The sequence below is a fragment of the Hymenobacter aranciens genome (assembly GCF_030580865.1).
Taxonomy (GTDB): Bacteria; Bacteroidota; Bacteroidia; order Cytophagales; family Hymenobacteraceae; genus Hymenobacter; species Hymenobacter aranciens.
In genome coordinates this window covers 104079-121084 of the sequence record NZ_JAUQSY010000004.1, presented here as the reverse complement: position 1 = coordinate 121084, position 17006 = coordinate 104079, and the positions used below count along the sequence as shown (strand labels likewise).

The window sequence follows — 17006 nt, the reverse complement described above, 5'->3', positions numbered from 1 at the left end:
CAGGTATAAAAAAACACCCCGGACGGCCAGGCCATCCGGGGTGTTTCCGCAATTGAAGCAGGCAGCTTACTTCACCACCACGCGCTGGGTGATGACCTGGCTACCGGCCTGCAGGCGCAGGGCGTACACGCCGGCGGCGAGGCTTTGCACGTCGAACTCGCTGCTGGCGCCGGCGGCCGTGAGAGCGATGCTGCGGCTGGCCACCACCTGCCCGAGGGCGTTGAGCAGCGTGGCCTGCACGGCGCGCTGACCCGCCACGGCCGGCAGCAGCACCGTGAAGCTACCGTGCGCCGGGTTGGGGTACACCTGCACCAGGCTGGCGGCCAGCCCGGCCTGCGTGGCCAGGGCGCCCGTGGCGCGGAACTCCAGCGCGAAGCGCGTGGTGCCGGCCGTGGCCGTCGTGAGCTGGAAGGCGTAGGTGGCGCCGGCCGTCAGGAGCTGGCTGGTGCCGGTGGCGGCGTCGCGCAGATACACCCGGGTGCTGCCGAAGTTGGCCAGCGTGGGCACGCTGAACGTGAAGGCGCCCGTCTGCGGCACGAGCAGCGTGAGCGGCAGCACGGTGGCGGTGCCAGCGGCCAGGGCAGGCAGGCCGTTGATGGCCAGCGCCTCGGTGCCGGCCCGCGACGACAAATTCAGGCCCGTGGTGTTGGGCATTTTCAGGGCGTCGTACTCGGCATCGAGGGCGGCGGTGGCGCCGTTCTGGAAGTACACGAAGGCGGCATCCTGCACGCCGGCGCCGGCTACCTGCAGCTGGAGCTGCGGGCGGCTGTCGGCCGCGCCGCGGCCGAAAGTGGGCTGGGTGCCGAAGGTGGTCACGCGGTTGGCGTTGGTCAGGTTCACGGCGCCGGGGGTGCCGGCCGTGCTCACCCGGGCGAAGTAGCCCGAGCCCGCGGCAATTACCGGTGAAGCGCCGCCTACGCCGTTGGTGTAGGCGCGGTAGGTGCCGGTGTACTGGCCGTTGCTTTCATACACGTACATCGTGGCGTCCATGCCGGGGCGCTGGGCAGCGCCTACCGTACTCCAGTCGATGGGCGAGGGGTAGGGGTTGCCGAGCAGGTGGTAGCCGGCCTGGGCATCGGTGCCGCGCGAGAGGGCGCCCGAGTTCTGGGCCGCGTTGTTGAACGTACCTACGAAGTCGATGGGCGTGGCAGTGGCGGGCGCATTCACGGTGTAGCCGCGGCCGGGTGTCATGGCCGAGGCGAGGCTGGCGGGCGAGAACCAGCCCTTATCGAAGGCGCCGTAGTTCGAGGTAACCGTGGCAATGCGGCTTTCATCGTAGCCGAATACCGTGGGGAAAGGCGTTACCAGGTTGGGCTGAGCGGCCGAGTTGTAGGCCGGGTTCACGACGGGGGCGAAGCCAGCCGTGCTCAGGTCGTTCATGGTGGCGTTGCTCACCGGAGCCGAGAAGTGGCGGTAGGCTGGGCCGGTGATGCTGCTCGTGATGGCGCGCTGCATGGTGCCGGCACCCACTACGATGCCACCAGTGTTGTCGAGCACGGCCGTGCCGCTGGCGCCCGACAACAGGGTGAAGGCGTTGCCGCCAGTGGTCAGGTTGCCGCTTTGCAGGCGGGCCAGCTGGGCCACGCTCAGGGCTTGCGAGAGCGTGAGGCCGTTGGAGTTGTTCACCGTGAGGCTGCGCACGGTGGCGGGCAGGCCGCTGCCGGTGGTTTGGGCGGCGGTGCCGTTGTAGATGTAGTTGGCATCGGGGCTGAACGAGCGGCTGCCGCTGGTTTGCACCGCGCCGCTGGCGCCGCTGCTGCTGATGCCGTTGGCATTGCACACGGCCAGCGTAGCACCGGCGCTCAGCACGAAGCTGCCCGGGCCATTCAGGGTCTGGCAGGCGGGGGCCAGGGTGCCGCCGCTTTGCACGGTCAGGGTGCCGTTCACGGTGAGGGTGCCGCCGAGGGTGGCGGTGCCGGTGCCGCTCACGGTCACGTTATTGTAGGTGCCCGAGATGGTTTGGGCGGTGCTCACCATCAGGTCGCCGGGCACGAAGGTCATGCCATCACCGGCCACGTACACGTCGCGCAGCAGGGCGTAGCGGCTGCTGGTGGTGCTGGCGCCGTAGTAGAAACGCAGGGTCAGGGTCTGGCCCGGCTGCAGCGTCACGCCGGTAGCGCCGTTCAGGGCCAGGCGGAAGATACTGTTGTTCGGCGTGGTCGAGGGCGAGGTCACCTGCTGCGTCACCGTGAGGGGGGCGGCAAAGCTGGCGCTGGTTTCGGTCGAGTCGAGGGTGAAGTCGCTGCGCGAATACGACACGGCCAGCCGGCCCGAAGTGGAGAAGAAGGCGGTTTTGAACACGATGGAGTCGAGGCGGGCCGACTGGCCGCTGGCGGCCGTCACCGGGAACTCCACATAGTAGCCGCGGCTGGGGTTGTTGCTGGTGGCGCCCGCGCGGGCATTCCAGCCGGTGCCGTCGGCGTTGGGGGCGAAGGCGTGGCCGTATTTGCCCGAGAAAGCCGGCGGGTTGGAGGCGCTGGAAGCCGCGAGGCGGTTGAGCGATGCCGTGCTGGCCGTCACCGAAGCCGAGCGCATGGCGGCCGTGTCGGCGGCGCTCACGCGCAGGGGCCACAGCTGCAGCGGCATTTTCGGGGTCGAGAACGTGCGGGTGATGGTGGCCGTCTGCGTGCCGGTCGAGGAGCAGTTGGCGCGCAGTGTCACGGTGTAGGCGGTGTTGGCCGTCAGGCCCGTGAGGGCTGCGGGCGAGGCGCTGGGCGTGAGCGTGGTGGTGCTGCCGCCCTGGGGCGTCAGGGTCACGGTGTAGCTGGTGTTGCCGGTGCCGGGCGTGAAATTCAGCGAAGCCGCGGTGTAGCCGATGCCGCTCACGCTCACGGCCGTCGGGTCGTTGCAGACCGGCGCGGTGAAGGTGGCCTGGCCTTTCGCTTTCACGTCGCGCAGCAGGGCATAGCGGGCGGTGCTGCCGGTGCCCACGGCGTAGTACAGGCGCACGGTTAGGGTCTGGCCGGGCGTCAGGGTTACGCCGGTGGTGCCGTTGAGGGCCAGGCGGTAGGTGTCGGCATCGGTGAGGCTGCTGCCGCCGGCCGGGGCCACGGGCAGGTTGCGCATACTCGTAAAGGCATTGCTGAAGCCAGAGTTAGAGCCGGTGGTAACGCCGGCCGGCAAATCCCAGCCGCTGGGCTCGCTGCCCGCCGTAGCGAAGCCGTTGGTGGAGTAGCGCACGCCCAGGCGGCCGTTGCTCGACGACAGAATGCCCGTGGCAAACGTCAGCGAGTCAACCCGCACGGTGTAAGTGCCGGTGGCCGTGATGGTGTATTCTTGGTAGATGGAGCCGCTCAGGTTGCTGGTGTTGCCCCAGCCGCCGCCGTTGGCTGCCGGCGCAAAGGCCTGGCCGATGCTGGCCGAATAAGCCGGTACGGTGCTGCTGGTCGAAGAAACCAACCCGGTAAAGGTCGGCGTCGAGGCCGTCACGCCCGCCGAGCGGGTGCCGGCATTATCGGCGTTATCGGTGGTCAAAGGCCACTCCTGCAGCAGGGCCGAGTTGGCTACCGGCGCCACGAACGTGCGGGTAATCAAGGTGCCCAGGCCGCCGCCGCTGCAATTGCTGCGGATGGTAACCGTGTACTGGGTGCCGCTGCTCAGGCCCGGGAACGTAACGGGCGAAGCCGTGACCGTTTGGGTAGTGGTGCTGCCGCCCTGGGGCGTGAAGGTCACCGTCTGGCCGGTATTGCTGGCGTCGGGCGTGAAAACGAGCTGCGCCGAGGTGCTGCTCAGGTTGCTGATGCTGATGTTGGTGGCATCGTTGCAGGGCGGGGGCGCCAGGGTGGTAAAGGTGGTGCTGACCACGTTGCCATTACCGCCGTTGCTGCAGGTGCTGCGCACGGTCACGGTATATTCAGTGCTGGGCGCCAGGCCGGTCAAGCTCACCGGCGAAGCAGTGGGGTTGGGGCTGAGCGTGGTAGTGCTGCCGCCAGTGGGCGTCACGGTCACGGTGTAGCTGGTGTTGCTGGCGCCGGGCGTAAACGAGGCCGAGGCCGTGGTGGGCGTGATGCTGCCCACTGTCAGGCCCGTCACGCTGGCGCAGGCTGGGCCGTTGGCTGTGGCCGTGCCGTTCACGGCCACGTTGCGAATGAGGGCGTAGCGGCCGGCACTGGTGCTATTGGCGTTGTAATACAGTCGGATGTACAGCGTCTGGCCGGTCGTCAGGCTCGCGCCGCTGGCCCCCAACTGGAAGGAGAAGGCCGTGGTAGCCGCGGCCGTACCGCTGGTGCCGGTGCCGCTGCTCAGGTTGGGCAGCGTAGCCGGGGCCGCGAAAGTGCCGGTGCCCGTGCCGCCGCCCGGCAGCGTCGCCGACGAGGCTTCGCTGAACGTGGCGAAGGCCGGGTCAGTGGAGTACGAAACGCCCAGGCGCCCGTTGCCGGTGCTGATAACGCCGGTGTTGAGCGAAATAGACTGCACATTAGCCGAGTAGCCGGTGGCGGCCGTCACGGCAAACTGCTCGTAGCGGGTGCGCAGCAGGGCCACGCCGGTCCAGCCGCTGCCGTCGTTCACCGGCGACAGCGACTGCCCGCGCACGGCCGTGTATTGTATCGAAGCGGTGCTGGGTAGCCCCAAATCAGCCTGCGTGGGGGCGGTGCTGGTGATGCCCGTGGCCGTGGTGGTCGGCGTGGCGTTGGTTTCCATGGGCCACAGCGACAGCGTTTGCGCCTGACCCAGCAGGGGCAAGCCCGCCAGCAGCGTCAGCACGCCCGCAAAAAACCGCCCGGCACTACGCCGACCAGAAGGTAGTAGGTTCTTCATATGTGATAAAGCAAAAGGTTAAAAAGGGTTAGACAGGAACATCGGCGGACGCCGCTTCACGGCCCCGCTGCGGGGGCAGTCCGGCCGAAAACCTGCGGAGGAGGCATGGTGGGAATTAGGTGAAAAGTGAAGGTCTGGGGTTTGCATTAGCAGCCGTCGCGCCGCTGAAAATCGAAGCTCTCCAACTCGTTTTCAGGCAGGGCGAAGCCACTAATGCCATGCAAGTTGGATGCACAAGCAGTCCTTGTGTACTTCTTTTCCTGTATTTATTTCCGCAATCGATGCCGGGAACGATGCCACGTCGGTTGCGGCTTTGGCAATGCCTTAGGCCAGGGGCGTCGGCTGGCAGCAGGCCGGGTTTAACCACCGGGTTGGCGCATTTGCGCAAGCTGGAGAAGCAAGCACGTGAAGCCTTGATGATGGCATCGTTCCCGGCATCGATTGCGCGGAAAAAGCCGCCAGAAATGGCGTTTTTAGCCCTGGTCGGTGGTAATATTAAAGACTGAAACGCCCGGGCTGGCAACCGGGCGGGTCGGTTTTCAAGTTGCCTGCTGTTTTCTCATCTGACTTATGCTCCCAGTTTCTTTCCGCGCTTCGCCGTCAGCCACTCGCCTGCTTCCCACTTTGCTAACTGGCCTGCTGCTGGGTACCATCGCCACCTCCACGGCCGAGGCGCAGCTGCTGGCCTTTCCGGGCGCGGAGGGCGCTGGACGCTTCACCACCGGCGGGCGGGGCCGGGGCACGGCTGGCACCACGGTGTTTGAGGTAACCAGCCTGGCCGATACTAACACGCCCGGCACCCTGCGCTACGCCCTGAGCCAGTCGGTGACGGCGGTGCCGGCCCGCACCGTCGTGTTCCGGGTGTGCGGCACCATTCACCTGCTCACCCGGCTGAATATTCCGCGCAACACTACCCTGGCCGGCCAGACGGCTCCCGGCGACGGCATCTGCATTTCGGACAAGCAAGTGACCGTCAATGGTGACAACGTCATCATTCGCTTCCTGCGCTTTCGCCTCGGCGACCGCTACCAGAAGCTGGTGAATGCCGCCGGCAACCCCGTGGACGGCAGCGGCAACGACGACGCCCTCAGCGGCACCGACCGCAAAAACCTCATCATCGACCACTGCACCATGAGCTGGTCCAACGACGAGGCTTTTACCTTTTATGGAGCCGCCTGCGACAGCATGACCCTGCAGTGGAACCTCATCAGCGAGCCGCTGAACTACTCCTACCACTTCGAAGCCGGCGACACCGACTACGAGCGCCACGGCTACGGCGGCATCTGGGGCGGCAAGCGGGCCAGCTTCCACCACAACATGTTTGCCCACTGCCTCAGCCGCACCCCGCGCTGGAACGGCACCCGCTACGGCGCCGCCATCGGCTCCGAAAACTGCGACTTCCGCAACAACGTCATCTACAACTGGGGCAGCAACAACGTGTACGGCGGCGAGGGTGGCAACTACAACATTGTCAACAACTACTACAAGCCGGGCCCCAGCACTACGTCCAACCGCTCCCGCATCATGAACCCCTACCGGCAAACCACCGCGCCGGTGCTGCCCTTCCCCAAAATCTACCTGACCGGCAACTACGTGGATGGCAATGCTACCAACACCGCCCGCAACTGGCGCGGCGTGGGCATGCAGGGCAGCTCGCTGGCCGATACGGTGCTGTCGAAAGTAACGACGGAGTTCAACATCGGTCCCGTCGTCACCGAGTCAGCCCAGGATGCTTATAACTCGGTGCTGGCGGGCGTGGGCTGCGTGCTGCCCGCCCGCGATGCCCTCGACCGGCGCATCATGGATGACGTGCGCAACCGCACCGGCGCCATCATTGACGTGCAGGGCGGCTACCCGCACGGCACGCCCTACGCCCAGACCACCGGCGCCTGGCCCGTCCTTACCTGCGGCACCTCGCCCGCTGATACCGACCACGATGGCATGCCCGACGCCTGGGAAACTGCCAACGGCCTCAACCCCAACAACGCCGCCGACCGCAACACCACCGCCCCCAACGGCTACCCCAACCTCGAAAACTATCTCAACGGCCTGGTCGTCATCCCCACGGCCACCCGCCCCGGCAGCAAGGCCACTGGCAGCCTGCTGTTGTACCCTAACCCCGCCACCGAGCAAATCACCCTGGCGCACCCCCGCGCCGGCCGCCAGGCCCGCATTGCCGTGTACAACTTTGTCGGGCAGCGCGTGCTGAGCCGTAGTGCCGCCGCTGGCTCCGAAGAAACGGCCTTCACTTTCGACAATTTGCCCAAAGGCAACTACCTGGTTGTTTACACTGATGAGCAGGTGACGCTGTCGGCCAAGTGCGCTCGCGAATAAGAGGTAGCGTATTGTCAGTAATTCTCGGCGAAACAAACAGCGCGCATCATCCATAGGATGGTGCGCGCTGTTTGTTTTCAGATGGGCGTGTCGGGGCTTGCCCCCGCCCGCATCGTTGCCCAATGCCCAGACGTCGCAAGCGCAAGCGAGGGAAGCCAAGCCCGGCCCCCGCGTTTGCCAATTAAATGTCGGTGTTCTGATGCACCGAAAAACGCCTGGCGCCTTCTAATTCTCCAGGCGTCCGACTGATGCCAGCCGGCACAAAAAAACGCCACCGGGAAAATCCCGGTGGCGTTCTGAATTGGGTAGGGTAGAGGGGAGACCCGGGTTAGTTTTTCGCGATGCGGGCGGTGACGCGCTGCTCGCCGTCGGCGTACTCCACCAGGTAGAGGCCGGTGGCCAGCGTGCGCAGGTCGAGCGTCGTGGCAGTGGTGCCGGGCTGGGTGCGCGTGGCGATAATTTTCTGGCCGGTAATGCTGTAGAGCGCTACCGTGGCGCCGGCTTTGGCGGCGGGGTGGCTCACGGCTACTTGCTCGGTGGCGGGGTTAGGGGCCAGCTGCAGGCCGTTTTTCACGACGCGGGCGTTGGCGGTAGCGGTCGGGCCGGCGGCGGCGCTCTTCAGCGTCACGTTGCGCAGCAGCGCATAGCGGCCGATGCCGGTAGTGCTGGCGCCGACGTAGATACGCACCGTGAGGCTCTGGCCTGGAGTCAGGTCGACCCCAGTAGCGCCGTTGAGGGCGAAGGCGTAGCGGTCGGCTACGCCACTGGCGGTGCCTTGCGGCAGAAGGGCGGCATTATTGGCTTGTGCCCCGGCGTTGCCGTTCGAGTTCACACCGAAAGAGCCATTGTTAGCCGCCGGCAGTACGCCGCCGGGCGTGTTGTTGGTTGTGTTGGCGATGGCCGGACCAGTGCCCCCGGTTACGCTGGTCGAGTCCGACACGAAGCTGCTTCTGGAATAAGCTACGGCCACCCGGCCACTCGCCGTGTTGAATACGCTGAGATTCATCGTTACCGAGTCGAGGTGCGCAGCGGTTGCGGCCGTGACGACGAACTGCTCGTAGTAGGCACGGCGCGGGGTGCTGCCCGGGCCGGGGAGAGGGGTGGCATTGGAGCTCCAGCCGCCACCTGCGGAGGTGAGCGCAAAGGCCTGGCCAGCGGCCGAGTAGGCCGGAAACGCCTGGTTGCCGGTGCCGGTGGGCAGGTTGCCGTCCGACAGCACAAAGCGGCGGAAGGTGGGCGTAACCGTGCGGATATTAGCTGTGCGGACCGCCGCATTGTCACTGTTATTGGCCGTCATCGGCCACTGAACGAAGGTGGCTTGAGCGGCTGCCGAATGCGCCAGCCCCAGGCCCGCCAAACCCAGCAATGCGGGAAGTACAATTTTTTTCATGGTAAGTCGGAGTAAGAAATTGAGTTTGAAAAGCGGGTGGTGGAAGCACATCAGAATGATTCCAAACCCGAATAAGGACCGCAATTTCCACCGCCCGGGCCCTAAACCGGATGCCCGCCGCCAACTTTAATTGCGCAATCGTTGCCGGCATCGTTGCCAAGTGGCTGATTCGAGCCGGCAGGCTACCAATTAGCTGGTTCTGCCCTTGTAAAGTGGTTCTAACTCGGACGATAGGACCGACAAACGAGTGGCAGCCCGGCCGAGGCGACTGGTAACGTTCCCGACAACGATTGCGCAAATAAACCTTGCTAAAACGGCATGTTTCGGCCTTGGCGGCGCCTAGCTTGCCGGCCATTAGTGCCCTACCGCTGTCGGGCCAGAGCCCCGGGCTCGCCTTATTCCCCCCTCTCACTTTTATGAAAAAGAACTACGCAAGCGCCGCGCTGTGGCTGCTGACCTGGGTACTGTTGCTGGGCGCCGCGCCCCGCGCCTTTGCCACGCACGGGCAGGCCGGGCAAATCACCTACGAGTCGCTGGGCAACAACCAGTACCGCGTCACCGTCTCCTTTTTCCGCGACTGCTCGGGTACCTCCATTCCCGGCACCCTGTCGCTGACCTGCCGCAACAGCGGCAGCTGCTCGGGCACGGCCGCCGCTTCGGCCACGCTGCGGCCGGTGGGCCAGTCCACCATCGGCGCGCCCTACTGTCCTGGCACGCAGGGCGGCAATGTGTGCGGCGGCGGCTCGGCGCTGCCCAACTACGAAACCCGCCTCTACCAAGGCACCGTGACGCTGCCGCCCGCCGCCGAGTGGGTGCTGAGCGTCACCATCGACGCCCGGCCCTACACCGCCACGCTGCTCGATTCCAACAACCAGAACCTGCGCATGGAGGCTACGCTCAACAACCTCATCACCCTGCCCGGCAACGCGACGCAGCCCATTCAGAACAACTCGCCGCAGTTCAACAACACCAACCTGCCGGTGCCCTTCGTGTGCGTCAACCAGCAGTCTACCATTTCCTTCGGCGCCACCGATACCGACCGGCTCAACAACGGCCGCGCCGACTCGCTGGTGTACTCGCTGGAGCAGCCGCTGCACAACTGCAATGTGTTGTCGCGCTACGAAACCTACCCCGCGCCGCCCTGCGCCAGCACCACGCTCTCGACCACCCCGCCCTGCGCCCTGCAGTGCCCGACCACGCCGCTGGCGTTTTCGCCCACCCTGCCCATCATCGTGAAAATGGACACCGTGGGCACCTGCCCCACCAAGCGGGTAGTGCCCAGCTTCTACTTCAACGCCGAGGCCGGCAGCTTCACCTTCACGCCCTCGCGCTACGTGCCCTTGCTGCAATCGACCCGCGACCAGATGGAAAACAAGTACGTGGTGGTGGGCAAGGTGACCGAATACCGCAAAATCAACGGCCGCTACTACAAAGTGGGCTCGGTGCGCCGTGATTTCCTGGTGATTGTGGTGGATTGTGGCAGCAACCAGGTGCCCGCCAACCCCATCAGCGTGGTGCCTGACCCCCGCACCGACGCTACCGTCATCAACCAGCGCGACACCACGCTCATCAGCATCCCCACCTGCACGTATTCGCGGGTCAGCATCACCTTCCGCGACCCCAACCCGCAGGATTTGCTGACGGTATTCTTCCCCGCCGACATCAATACTAACCTGCTGCAAAACGGCGACATCGGCACGTTTACCCTCGTGCGCAACGGCACGGCTAACCCCGTGGGCACCTTCTCGTTTCAGCCGCTGCCGGGCACGGCGGGCACGCGTATCCTGCTCAACTACCGCATCGAAGACAATGCCTGCCCGATTAAGGGCACGCAGTACCGCACCATCATCGTGCAGGTGCGGCCCGGGCGGCAGGTGCAGGCGGGGGCGGCCATTGCCACGCCCGGCCTGGACGGCAGCGGCGTGGCGTCCATCTGTCCTGGCGGCTCGCTGCCGCTCAACGGCCGCGTCCTCCGGCCCGACTCGGTGCGCCAGGGCGGCGCCGTGATACCCCAAACCTACGCCTACCGCTGGACCACCAGCCCCGGCGGCACGGGCCTCAACCCTGCCCAGGCCAGCAGCCCCGGCATCACCGTGAACCCGACCGCTACCACCCGCTACTTCCTGCAAATCACGCCCTCTATTGCCCCCGGCCCCGGCTGCGGCCTCGATACGACGTCGGTGCTGGTGCGCGTGGTGCCGCCGCCCCGCGCCGTGGCCACCGCGTCGGCCAATGAGGTGTGCTCCAACTCTTCAGTGACGCTACAGGGCTCCGCCACCCGCGCCGACAACCTGAGCGATGCCTACGCCTACACCTGGGCCGGCGCCGGCCTGCCAGCCACTGCCAGCGGCCCCAGCCTCACCGCCCAGCCAGCCGCCACCACCCGCTACTACCTTACCGTGACCGGGGCCGCGCCCTACGGCTGCCGCGATACCACCTCGGTGCTGGTGCGCGTGGCGCGGGCGCCCCTCGCCGCCTTCCGCACCGACTCGGCCAGCGGCACTGGCAGTATTATCCGGCGACCCCCTATCACCTATACCTTTATCAATCAATCGACCGCCGGCGGCACCGCCTCCGACTCAGTTCGCTGGACTTACCAGCGCCTGCGCAACGGCCTGGGCCAGCCCCTGACGGAGCCCGAAGTTGTGTTCTCGCGCCAGTTCACGCCTGCTCCACTCACGCTCAGCCTCGGTGGCAACTACCTCATCCGGCTGCGCGTGAGCAGCACGGCGGGCGGCGCTACCTGCCCGGCCGCTACCGCTTCCTACCACGCGGTGATTCCCACCACGCAGGTGCCCAACATCATCACACCCAACGGTGACCAGCTCAACGAAACCTTCGTGGTAAGCGGCGAGAAGGTGGGCGGCGAGCTCAAAATCTTCAACCGCTGGGGCCGCCTCGTGGCCGAATTTGCCAACTACCAGAACCAGTGGAATGCCGCCGGCCTGGCCGATGGCGTGTACTACTACCACCTGACCGACCCGCTGGGACAGGCCAGCAAAGGTATGGTGGAAGTACTGCGGTAGCTTGCTTTGGAAAGTAATTTGATAATGCCCGCGCTACCAGTAGCGCGGGCTTTTTTTGGGCAGCAGTGTGGGTGGGCAGAGACACCATATTTTGCTTCTCATCGGCCACGCCGCTTGCGAATCGTTCAACGGCGAGACGCAAAATATGGCGTCTCTACCTGCACCAGTAGAATTGGTTGAATTGGAAAAGTGCAAATTCGCGTCATCCACTATATCTCCAGCCCCAGCTCCGCTTCTCAATCCCCCGTCCAACCCGAAACCCCTCAAATAATCATTCCAGGCTGATTTTGCGCTACGTGGCATCGTTGCCGGTAACGATTGCGCAAATAAAAACCCCCAAAGCCTTGCTTTTGGCGGGGGATGGTCGGAAGTTTATAAAACACAAACCGGCGCCACTTATTCCTAAGCGCTGGTTTGGCCCCTGAAGATTCCTAAAACTGCCATGTCTGCCCCCGCCGCTGCCTTCCCCGATTCTTTCCGCCTGACCGGGCAGCTGGCCCTCGTCACGGGGTGCAGCCGGGGTATTGGACAGGCTATGGCTGTGGCGCTGGCCGAGGCTGGCGCCGACATCGTGGGCGTGTCAGCCTCGCTGCCTGCCGACGGCGGCGAAACCGGCCGCTTGGTGCGCGCCACCGGCCGCGAGTTTCACGCCTACCAGGCCGATTTCAGCCGCCGGGCGCAGGTCGATGCTTTCATCGTGCAGGTGCTGGCCCACTTTCCGCAATTCGACATCCTTATTAATAACGCTGGCACCATTCGCCGCGCCCCCGCCGCTGAGCATTCCGACGCCGACTGGGACGACGTGCTGACTATCAACCTCGACGCCCCCTTCCGCCTGGCCCGCGCCATTGGCGGGCAGATGCTGCGCCGGGGCCGGGGCAAAATCATTTTTACGGCCTCGCTGCTCACGTTTCAGGGCGGCATCACCGTGCCGGGCTACGCGGCCAGCAAGGGTGCTATCGGCTCGCTGGTGAAGGCTTTGGCCAACGAATGGGCCGGCCAGGGCGTGAACGTGAATGCCATTGCCCCCGGCTACATCGCCACCGACAACACCGAGGCCCTGCGCCAGGACGCGGGTCGCTCGGCCAGCATCCTGGGCCGCATCCCGGCCGGCCGCTGGGGCACGCCCGACGACTTCAAAGGCCCCACCGTTTTCCTGGCTTCGGCCGCCGCCGACTACGTCCACGGCACCATCCTGACCGTGGATGGCGGCTGGATGGGACGATGATAGGAGTTATGAATTTTGAGTTATGAGTTACGAGTTTTTCGGCACTCAGCACTCAAAGACAACAACTCATAACTCAAAACTCATAATTCAAAACTCATTCCGTGACCCAACGCTTTGCCTGTAGCCCCCGCGAAACCGCCGCCATGAACACGGCGGAGCTGCGGGCGCACTTTCTGATTGAAAACCTGTTTGTGGCCGGCGAGCTGACGCTCACCTACACGCACTACGACCGCATGATTGTGGGTGGGGCCGTGCCCACCGGCGCGCCGCTGGCCCTGCCCTGCCCGGAGAACCTCAAGGCCACCCACTTTCTGGAGCGCCGCGAGTTGGGCGTGCTGAATGTGGGCGGCGCGGGCCGGGTGCGGGTAGGGGAGGAGACGTTTGAGTTGGGCTCGCAGGACTGCCTGTACGTGGGCATGGGCGCGGGCGAAGTGCAGTTTGAGAGTGCCGAGGCGGCGCAGCCGGCGCGGTTCTATCTGCTGTCGGCCCCGGCGCATCACGCGCACCCCACGCGCCGCCTGACGCAGGCCGAGGCCACGCCCGTCGAGATGGGCAAGCAGGACACGGCCAATGCCCGCACCATCTACAAATACATCTACGCCGAGGGTATCCAGAGCTGCCAGCTGGTGATGGGCCTCACCACCCTAAAGCCTGGCAGCGTGTGGAATACCATGCCCAGCCACGTGCACGACCGCCGCATGGAGGCCTACCTCTACTTTGATTTGGCGCCCGGCCAGCGCGTGCTGCACCTGATGGGCGAACCCCAGGAAACCCGCCCGCTGTGGGTGAGCGAGGGACAGGCCATTTTGTCGCCGCCCTGGTCCATCCACACCGGCTGCGGCACGGGCAGCTACAGCTTCATCTGGGGCATGGCCGGCGAAAACCGCGAATACACCGACATGGACGCCGTGCCGCTCGATACGCTGCGCTAATCCTCTGCTTTTGAAATCCCACCCAAGACTCTAGTGTTCACTATGAAAAAATCTTTTCTCCTGCTGTGGCTGCTGCTCTGCGGTAGCATCGGGCTGGCGGTAGCGCAAAACCGACAGGTGCAAGGCCTCGTGAAATCGACGGACGGGGAAGCCCTGCCCGGCGTGACGGTGCTGGTGAAAGGCACCACCAACGGCGCCACCACCGGGCCCGATGGCAACTACAGCATCTCGCTGCCCGAAGGTGGCTCGCCTACGCTGGTATTCAGCTTTATCGGCTTCGCCACCAAGGAAGTAGCCGTGGGCAGCCAGGCGACGGTGAACGCTACGCTGACCGTCGACAGCAAGGAACTCGACGACGTAGTGGTGATTGGCTACCAGGAGGTGCAGCGCCGCGACGTCACCGGCTCGGTATCGTCGGTCAGCGCCCAGCAAATCAAGGATATTCCCGTGAACTCGGCCGCCGAAGCGCTGACCGGCCGCCTGGCCGGCGTGCAGCTGACCAGCGCCGAGGGCACGCCCGGCAACCAGGACGTGCAGGTGCGGGTGCGCGGCGGCGGCTCCGTAACCCAGGACAACTCCCCGCTCTACATCGTGGACGGCGTGCAGGTGGAAAACGCGCTGTCGGTGCTCTCGCCGCAGGACATTGCCTCCGTCGACGTGCTGAAGGATGCTTCCTCGACGGCCATTTACGGCGCGCGTGGGGCTAATGGTGTGATTATCATAACCACCAAGGGCGGCCGCGAGGGCCGCGTAATCGTGAGCTACAACGGTTTCGCGGGCTTCCGGCAGCTGACCAAGAAGCTCGACGTGATGAAGCCTGGGCAGTACGTGGACTGGCAGTATGAGCGCGCCGCCGGTATCGGCAACGGGCCGGGGGGTATCAATACCTTTCGCAACTTCTTCGGCAATACCAATTATCTGAGCGACACGCTCGACCGTAGCCGTAACGCCCCGTTTATCGACTGGCAGGATGAGGTGTTTGGCCGCAATGCCTTCCAGCAAACGCACAACCTGTCCATCTCGGGCGGCGCCAAAGGCACCACCTACTCCCTGAGCCTGACCCGCAACAACGAGGACGGCATTCAGATTGGCTCGAATTACACCCGCAACCTGGTAAACCTGCGCCTCGACAACAAGGCCAGCGACAAGTTCCGCCTCGGCGTAAATGTGCGCTTTAATGACCAGAAAACCATGGGCGCGGGCACCGGCACCTCCTCGCAAACGGGCACCAACACCACCTCGCGCCTGCGCAATACCGTGCAGTACCAGCCGCTGTCGGTACCCATTGATGGGGCCTTCGACCCGAATGCCTTTGACGACGACTTCTTCTCCAATTCCAGCCTCATCAACCCGGTACTAGTCATCGGCGACGAGTACAAAGCCGACAAGCGCCGCACATTGAACCTGAGCGGCAACGCGTCCTACAACATCGCCAAAAACCTGACTTTCCGCAGCACGCTGGGCTTCGACCTGACTAACACCAGCCTCGAAACCTTCAACGGGTTCTATTCACCCGCCATCCGGCAGGCCTCGGGGCCCTACAATACGTTGCCCTTCGCCGGCATCACCACCGGCACCCAGACGACCATTAATAACTCGAACGTGCTGACCTACAAACTGATAAAAGGCCAGCACACGGTGGACGCCCTGCTCGGGCACGAAATCTACCAGCAGGAGAACCGGGCGCAGGCCATCGTAACGGCCTTTTTGCCGCTCAATATCACCCCGGAGCGGGCCTTGGCCAACATCAACCAGGGGGTGCTGCCCCCCGGCGTGAGCCAGCAGCCCTTCCTGCCCACCACCAGCGTGCCGCAGAACTACCGCCTGCTCTCCGGCTTTGCCCGGGTGAACTACGCTTTTGCCGATAAATACCTGATTACTGCTACCATGCGCGCCGATGGCTCGTCGAAGTTCCGCGAGGGGCAGCGCGTGGGGTACTTCCCTGGTCTGGCCGCCGCCTGGCGCGTGTCGCAGGAGTCGTTCCTGAAGGATAACAGCAAGATAAGCGACCTGAAGCTGCGCGTGAGCTACGGTCTGGCGGGCAACAACCGCATCCGCGACTTCCTCTTCAGCCAGAACTTCTCGGTGGGCAGCATTCCCGACCCCAACAGTACCGACCCGACGCGCACTATTCCAGTAGGTTATTCGCTCAACCACCTCAACGTAGTGGGGGTGGCCGCCACTTCGCTGCCCAACCCCAACCTGAAATGGGAAACCACCGTGTCGCGCAACCTGGGCGTGGACATCAGCCTCTTCAGCAACCGTCTGCAATTCACCGCCGACCTCTACTATAACACCACCCGCGACCTGCTGCTGAACGTGCCGATTCCGCCGCTGCTGGGCTACTCCAGCCAGCAGGTAAACGTGGGCTCGACCAGCAACCGCGGCCTGGAGCTGCAAGCCATCACGACGGTGCTGCAAAACGAGAACTTCAACTGGACGGCTACGGCTAATACCTCGTTTAACCGCAACCGTATCGAAAGCCTCGGGCCGGTTAACGAGCTCAAGGGCATCAACTCGGGCTGGGCCGGTAACGTGATTCCGCAGGACTACCAAGTGGTAGTGGGCCAACCCGTGGGGCAGATGTACGGCTACATCACCGAGGGCTTCTACACCGCCGACCAGTTTGAGAGCTACGACGCCAGCACCCGCACCGGCGTGCTGAAGCCCGGCATCGCCTCCAATGCCGGCGTAATCGGCCAGAACGTGGCCCCGGGTATCATCCGGCTGCGCGACGTGAACGGCGACGGCGTGGTGAACGCCGACGACCGCACGCTCATCGGCAACGCCAACCCCAAGTTCACGGGCGGCCTCAACCAGCAGTTCTCATACAAGAATTTTGACGCCAGCCTGTTCCTGAACTGGGTGTACGGTAACGACATCTACAATGCCAACAAAGTCGAGTTCACCACCGCAAACTACGCGCTGGGCAACCTGCTGGAAATCATGGATGGCCGCTACCGCACCATCGACGCGCAGGGCCAGCCGCTGACCACGCTGCAGGCGCTGAACGACGCGAACCAGAACGCCACTATCTGGCAACCCACGCGGCAGTATTTCGCCCACTCCTGGGCCATTGAGGACGGCTCGTTCCTGCGCATCAATAACCTGACACTGGGCTACTCGCTGCCCAAGTCCTTGATTCAGCGCGCCAAGCTGTCGCAGTTGCGCTTCTACGTGACGGCCAACAACCTCTACACCTTCACCAAATACACGGGCTACGACCCCGAGGTGAACACCCGCCGCTCGTCGCCGCTCACCCCGGGCGTTGACTACGCCGCTTACCCCCGCAGCCGCGCTTTCCTGTTCGGCGTCAACCTCTCGCTTTAATCCGGCTC

7 protein-coding genes are annotated in these 17006 nt (G+C 64.6%); 5 read left to right on the top strand and 2 right to left on the bottom strand.

All coding sequences use genetic code 11. The features are described 5' to 3' along the window. Window positions 1-66: 66 nt before the first annotated feature. The gene (locus tag Q5H93_RS07000) at window positions 67-4758 is read right to left on the bottom strand and encodes a beta strand repeat-containing protein (protein ID WP_305005791.1); all 4692 of its coding nucleotides are present in this window, start codon (window positions 4756-4758) and stop codon (window positions 67-69) included. A gap of 570 nt (window positions 4759-5328) precedes the next feature. Between Q5H93_RS07000 and Q5H93_RS06995 the strand changes: the two genes are divergently transcribed. Beyond that, window positions 5329-7092, top strand: a complete 1764-nt coding sequence (locus Q5H93_RS06995) for a T9SS type A sorting domain-containing protein (RefSeq protein ID WP_305005790.1) — start codon at window positions 5329-5331, stop codon at window positions 7090-7092. A gap of 328 nt (window positions 7093-7420) precedes the next feature. On the opposite strand, the gene Q5H93_RS06990 is transcribed toward Q5H93_RS06995, so the two are convergent. Next, on the bottom strand, window positions 7421-8482 hold the full coding sequence (locus Q5H93_RS06990) for a T9SS type A sorting domain-containing protein (protein ID WP_305005789.1): 1062 nt from the start codon (window positions 8480-8482) through the stop codon (window positions 7421-7423). Between the two features lie 416 nt (window positions 8483-8898). On the opposite strand from Q5H93_RS06990, the gene Q5H93_RS06985 reads away from it, so the two are divergent. The 4 genes from Q5H93_RS06985 (at window position 8899) to Q5H93_RS06970 (ending at window position 16998) form a co-directional block, all read left to right on the top strand. Beyond that, window positions 8899-11508 carry a T9SS type B sorting domain-containing protein gene (locus Q5H93_RS06985; protein WP_305005788.1) on the top strand — a complete coding sequence of 870 codons (2610 nt, stop codon included), beginning with the start codon at window positions 8899-8901 and terminating at the stop codon, window positions 11506-11508. 442 nt (window positions 11509-11950) lie between these two features. Further along, the gene (locus Q5H93_RS06980; protein WP_305005787.1) at window positions 11951-12736 is read left to right on the top strand and encodes an SDR family oxidoreductase; all 786 of its coding nucleotides are present in this window, start codon (window positions 11951-11953) and stop codon (window positions 12734-12736) included. A 101-nt stretch (window positions 12737-12837) separates the two neighbouring features. Continuing rightward, on the top strand, window positions 12838-13668 hold the full coding sequence (gene kduI / locus Q5H93_RS06975; protein ID WP_305005786.1) for a 5-dehydro-4-deoxy-D-glucuronate isomerase: 831 nt from the start codon (window positions 12838-12840) through the stop codon (window positions 13666-13668). A 42-nt stretch (window positions 13669-13710) separates the two neighbouring features. Beyond that, window positions 13711-16998 (top strand): SusC/RagA family TonB-linked outer membrane protein, encoded by a 3288-nt coding sequence (locus Q5H93_RS06970; protein WP_305005785.1) that lies wholly within the window; start codon window positions 13711-13713, stop codon window positions 16996-16998. Window positions 16999-17006: the final 8 nt, after the last annotated feature.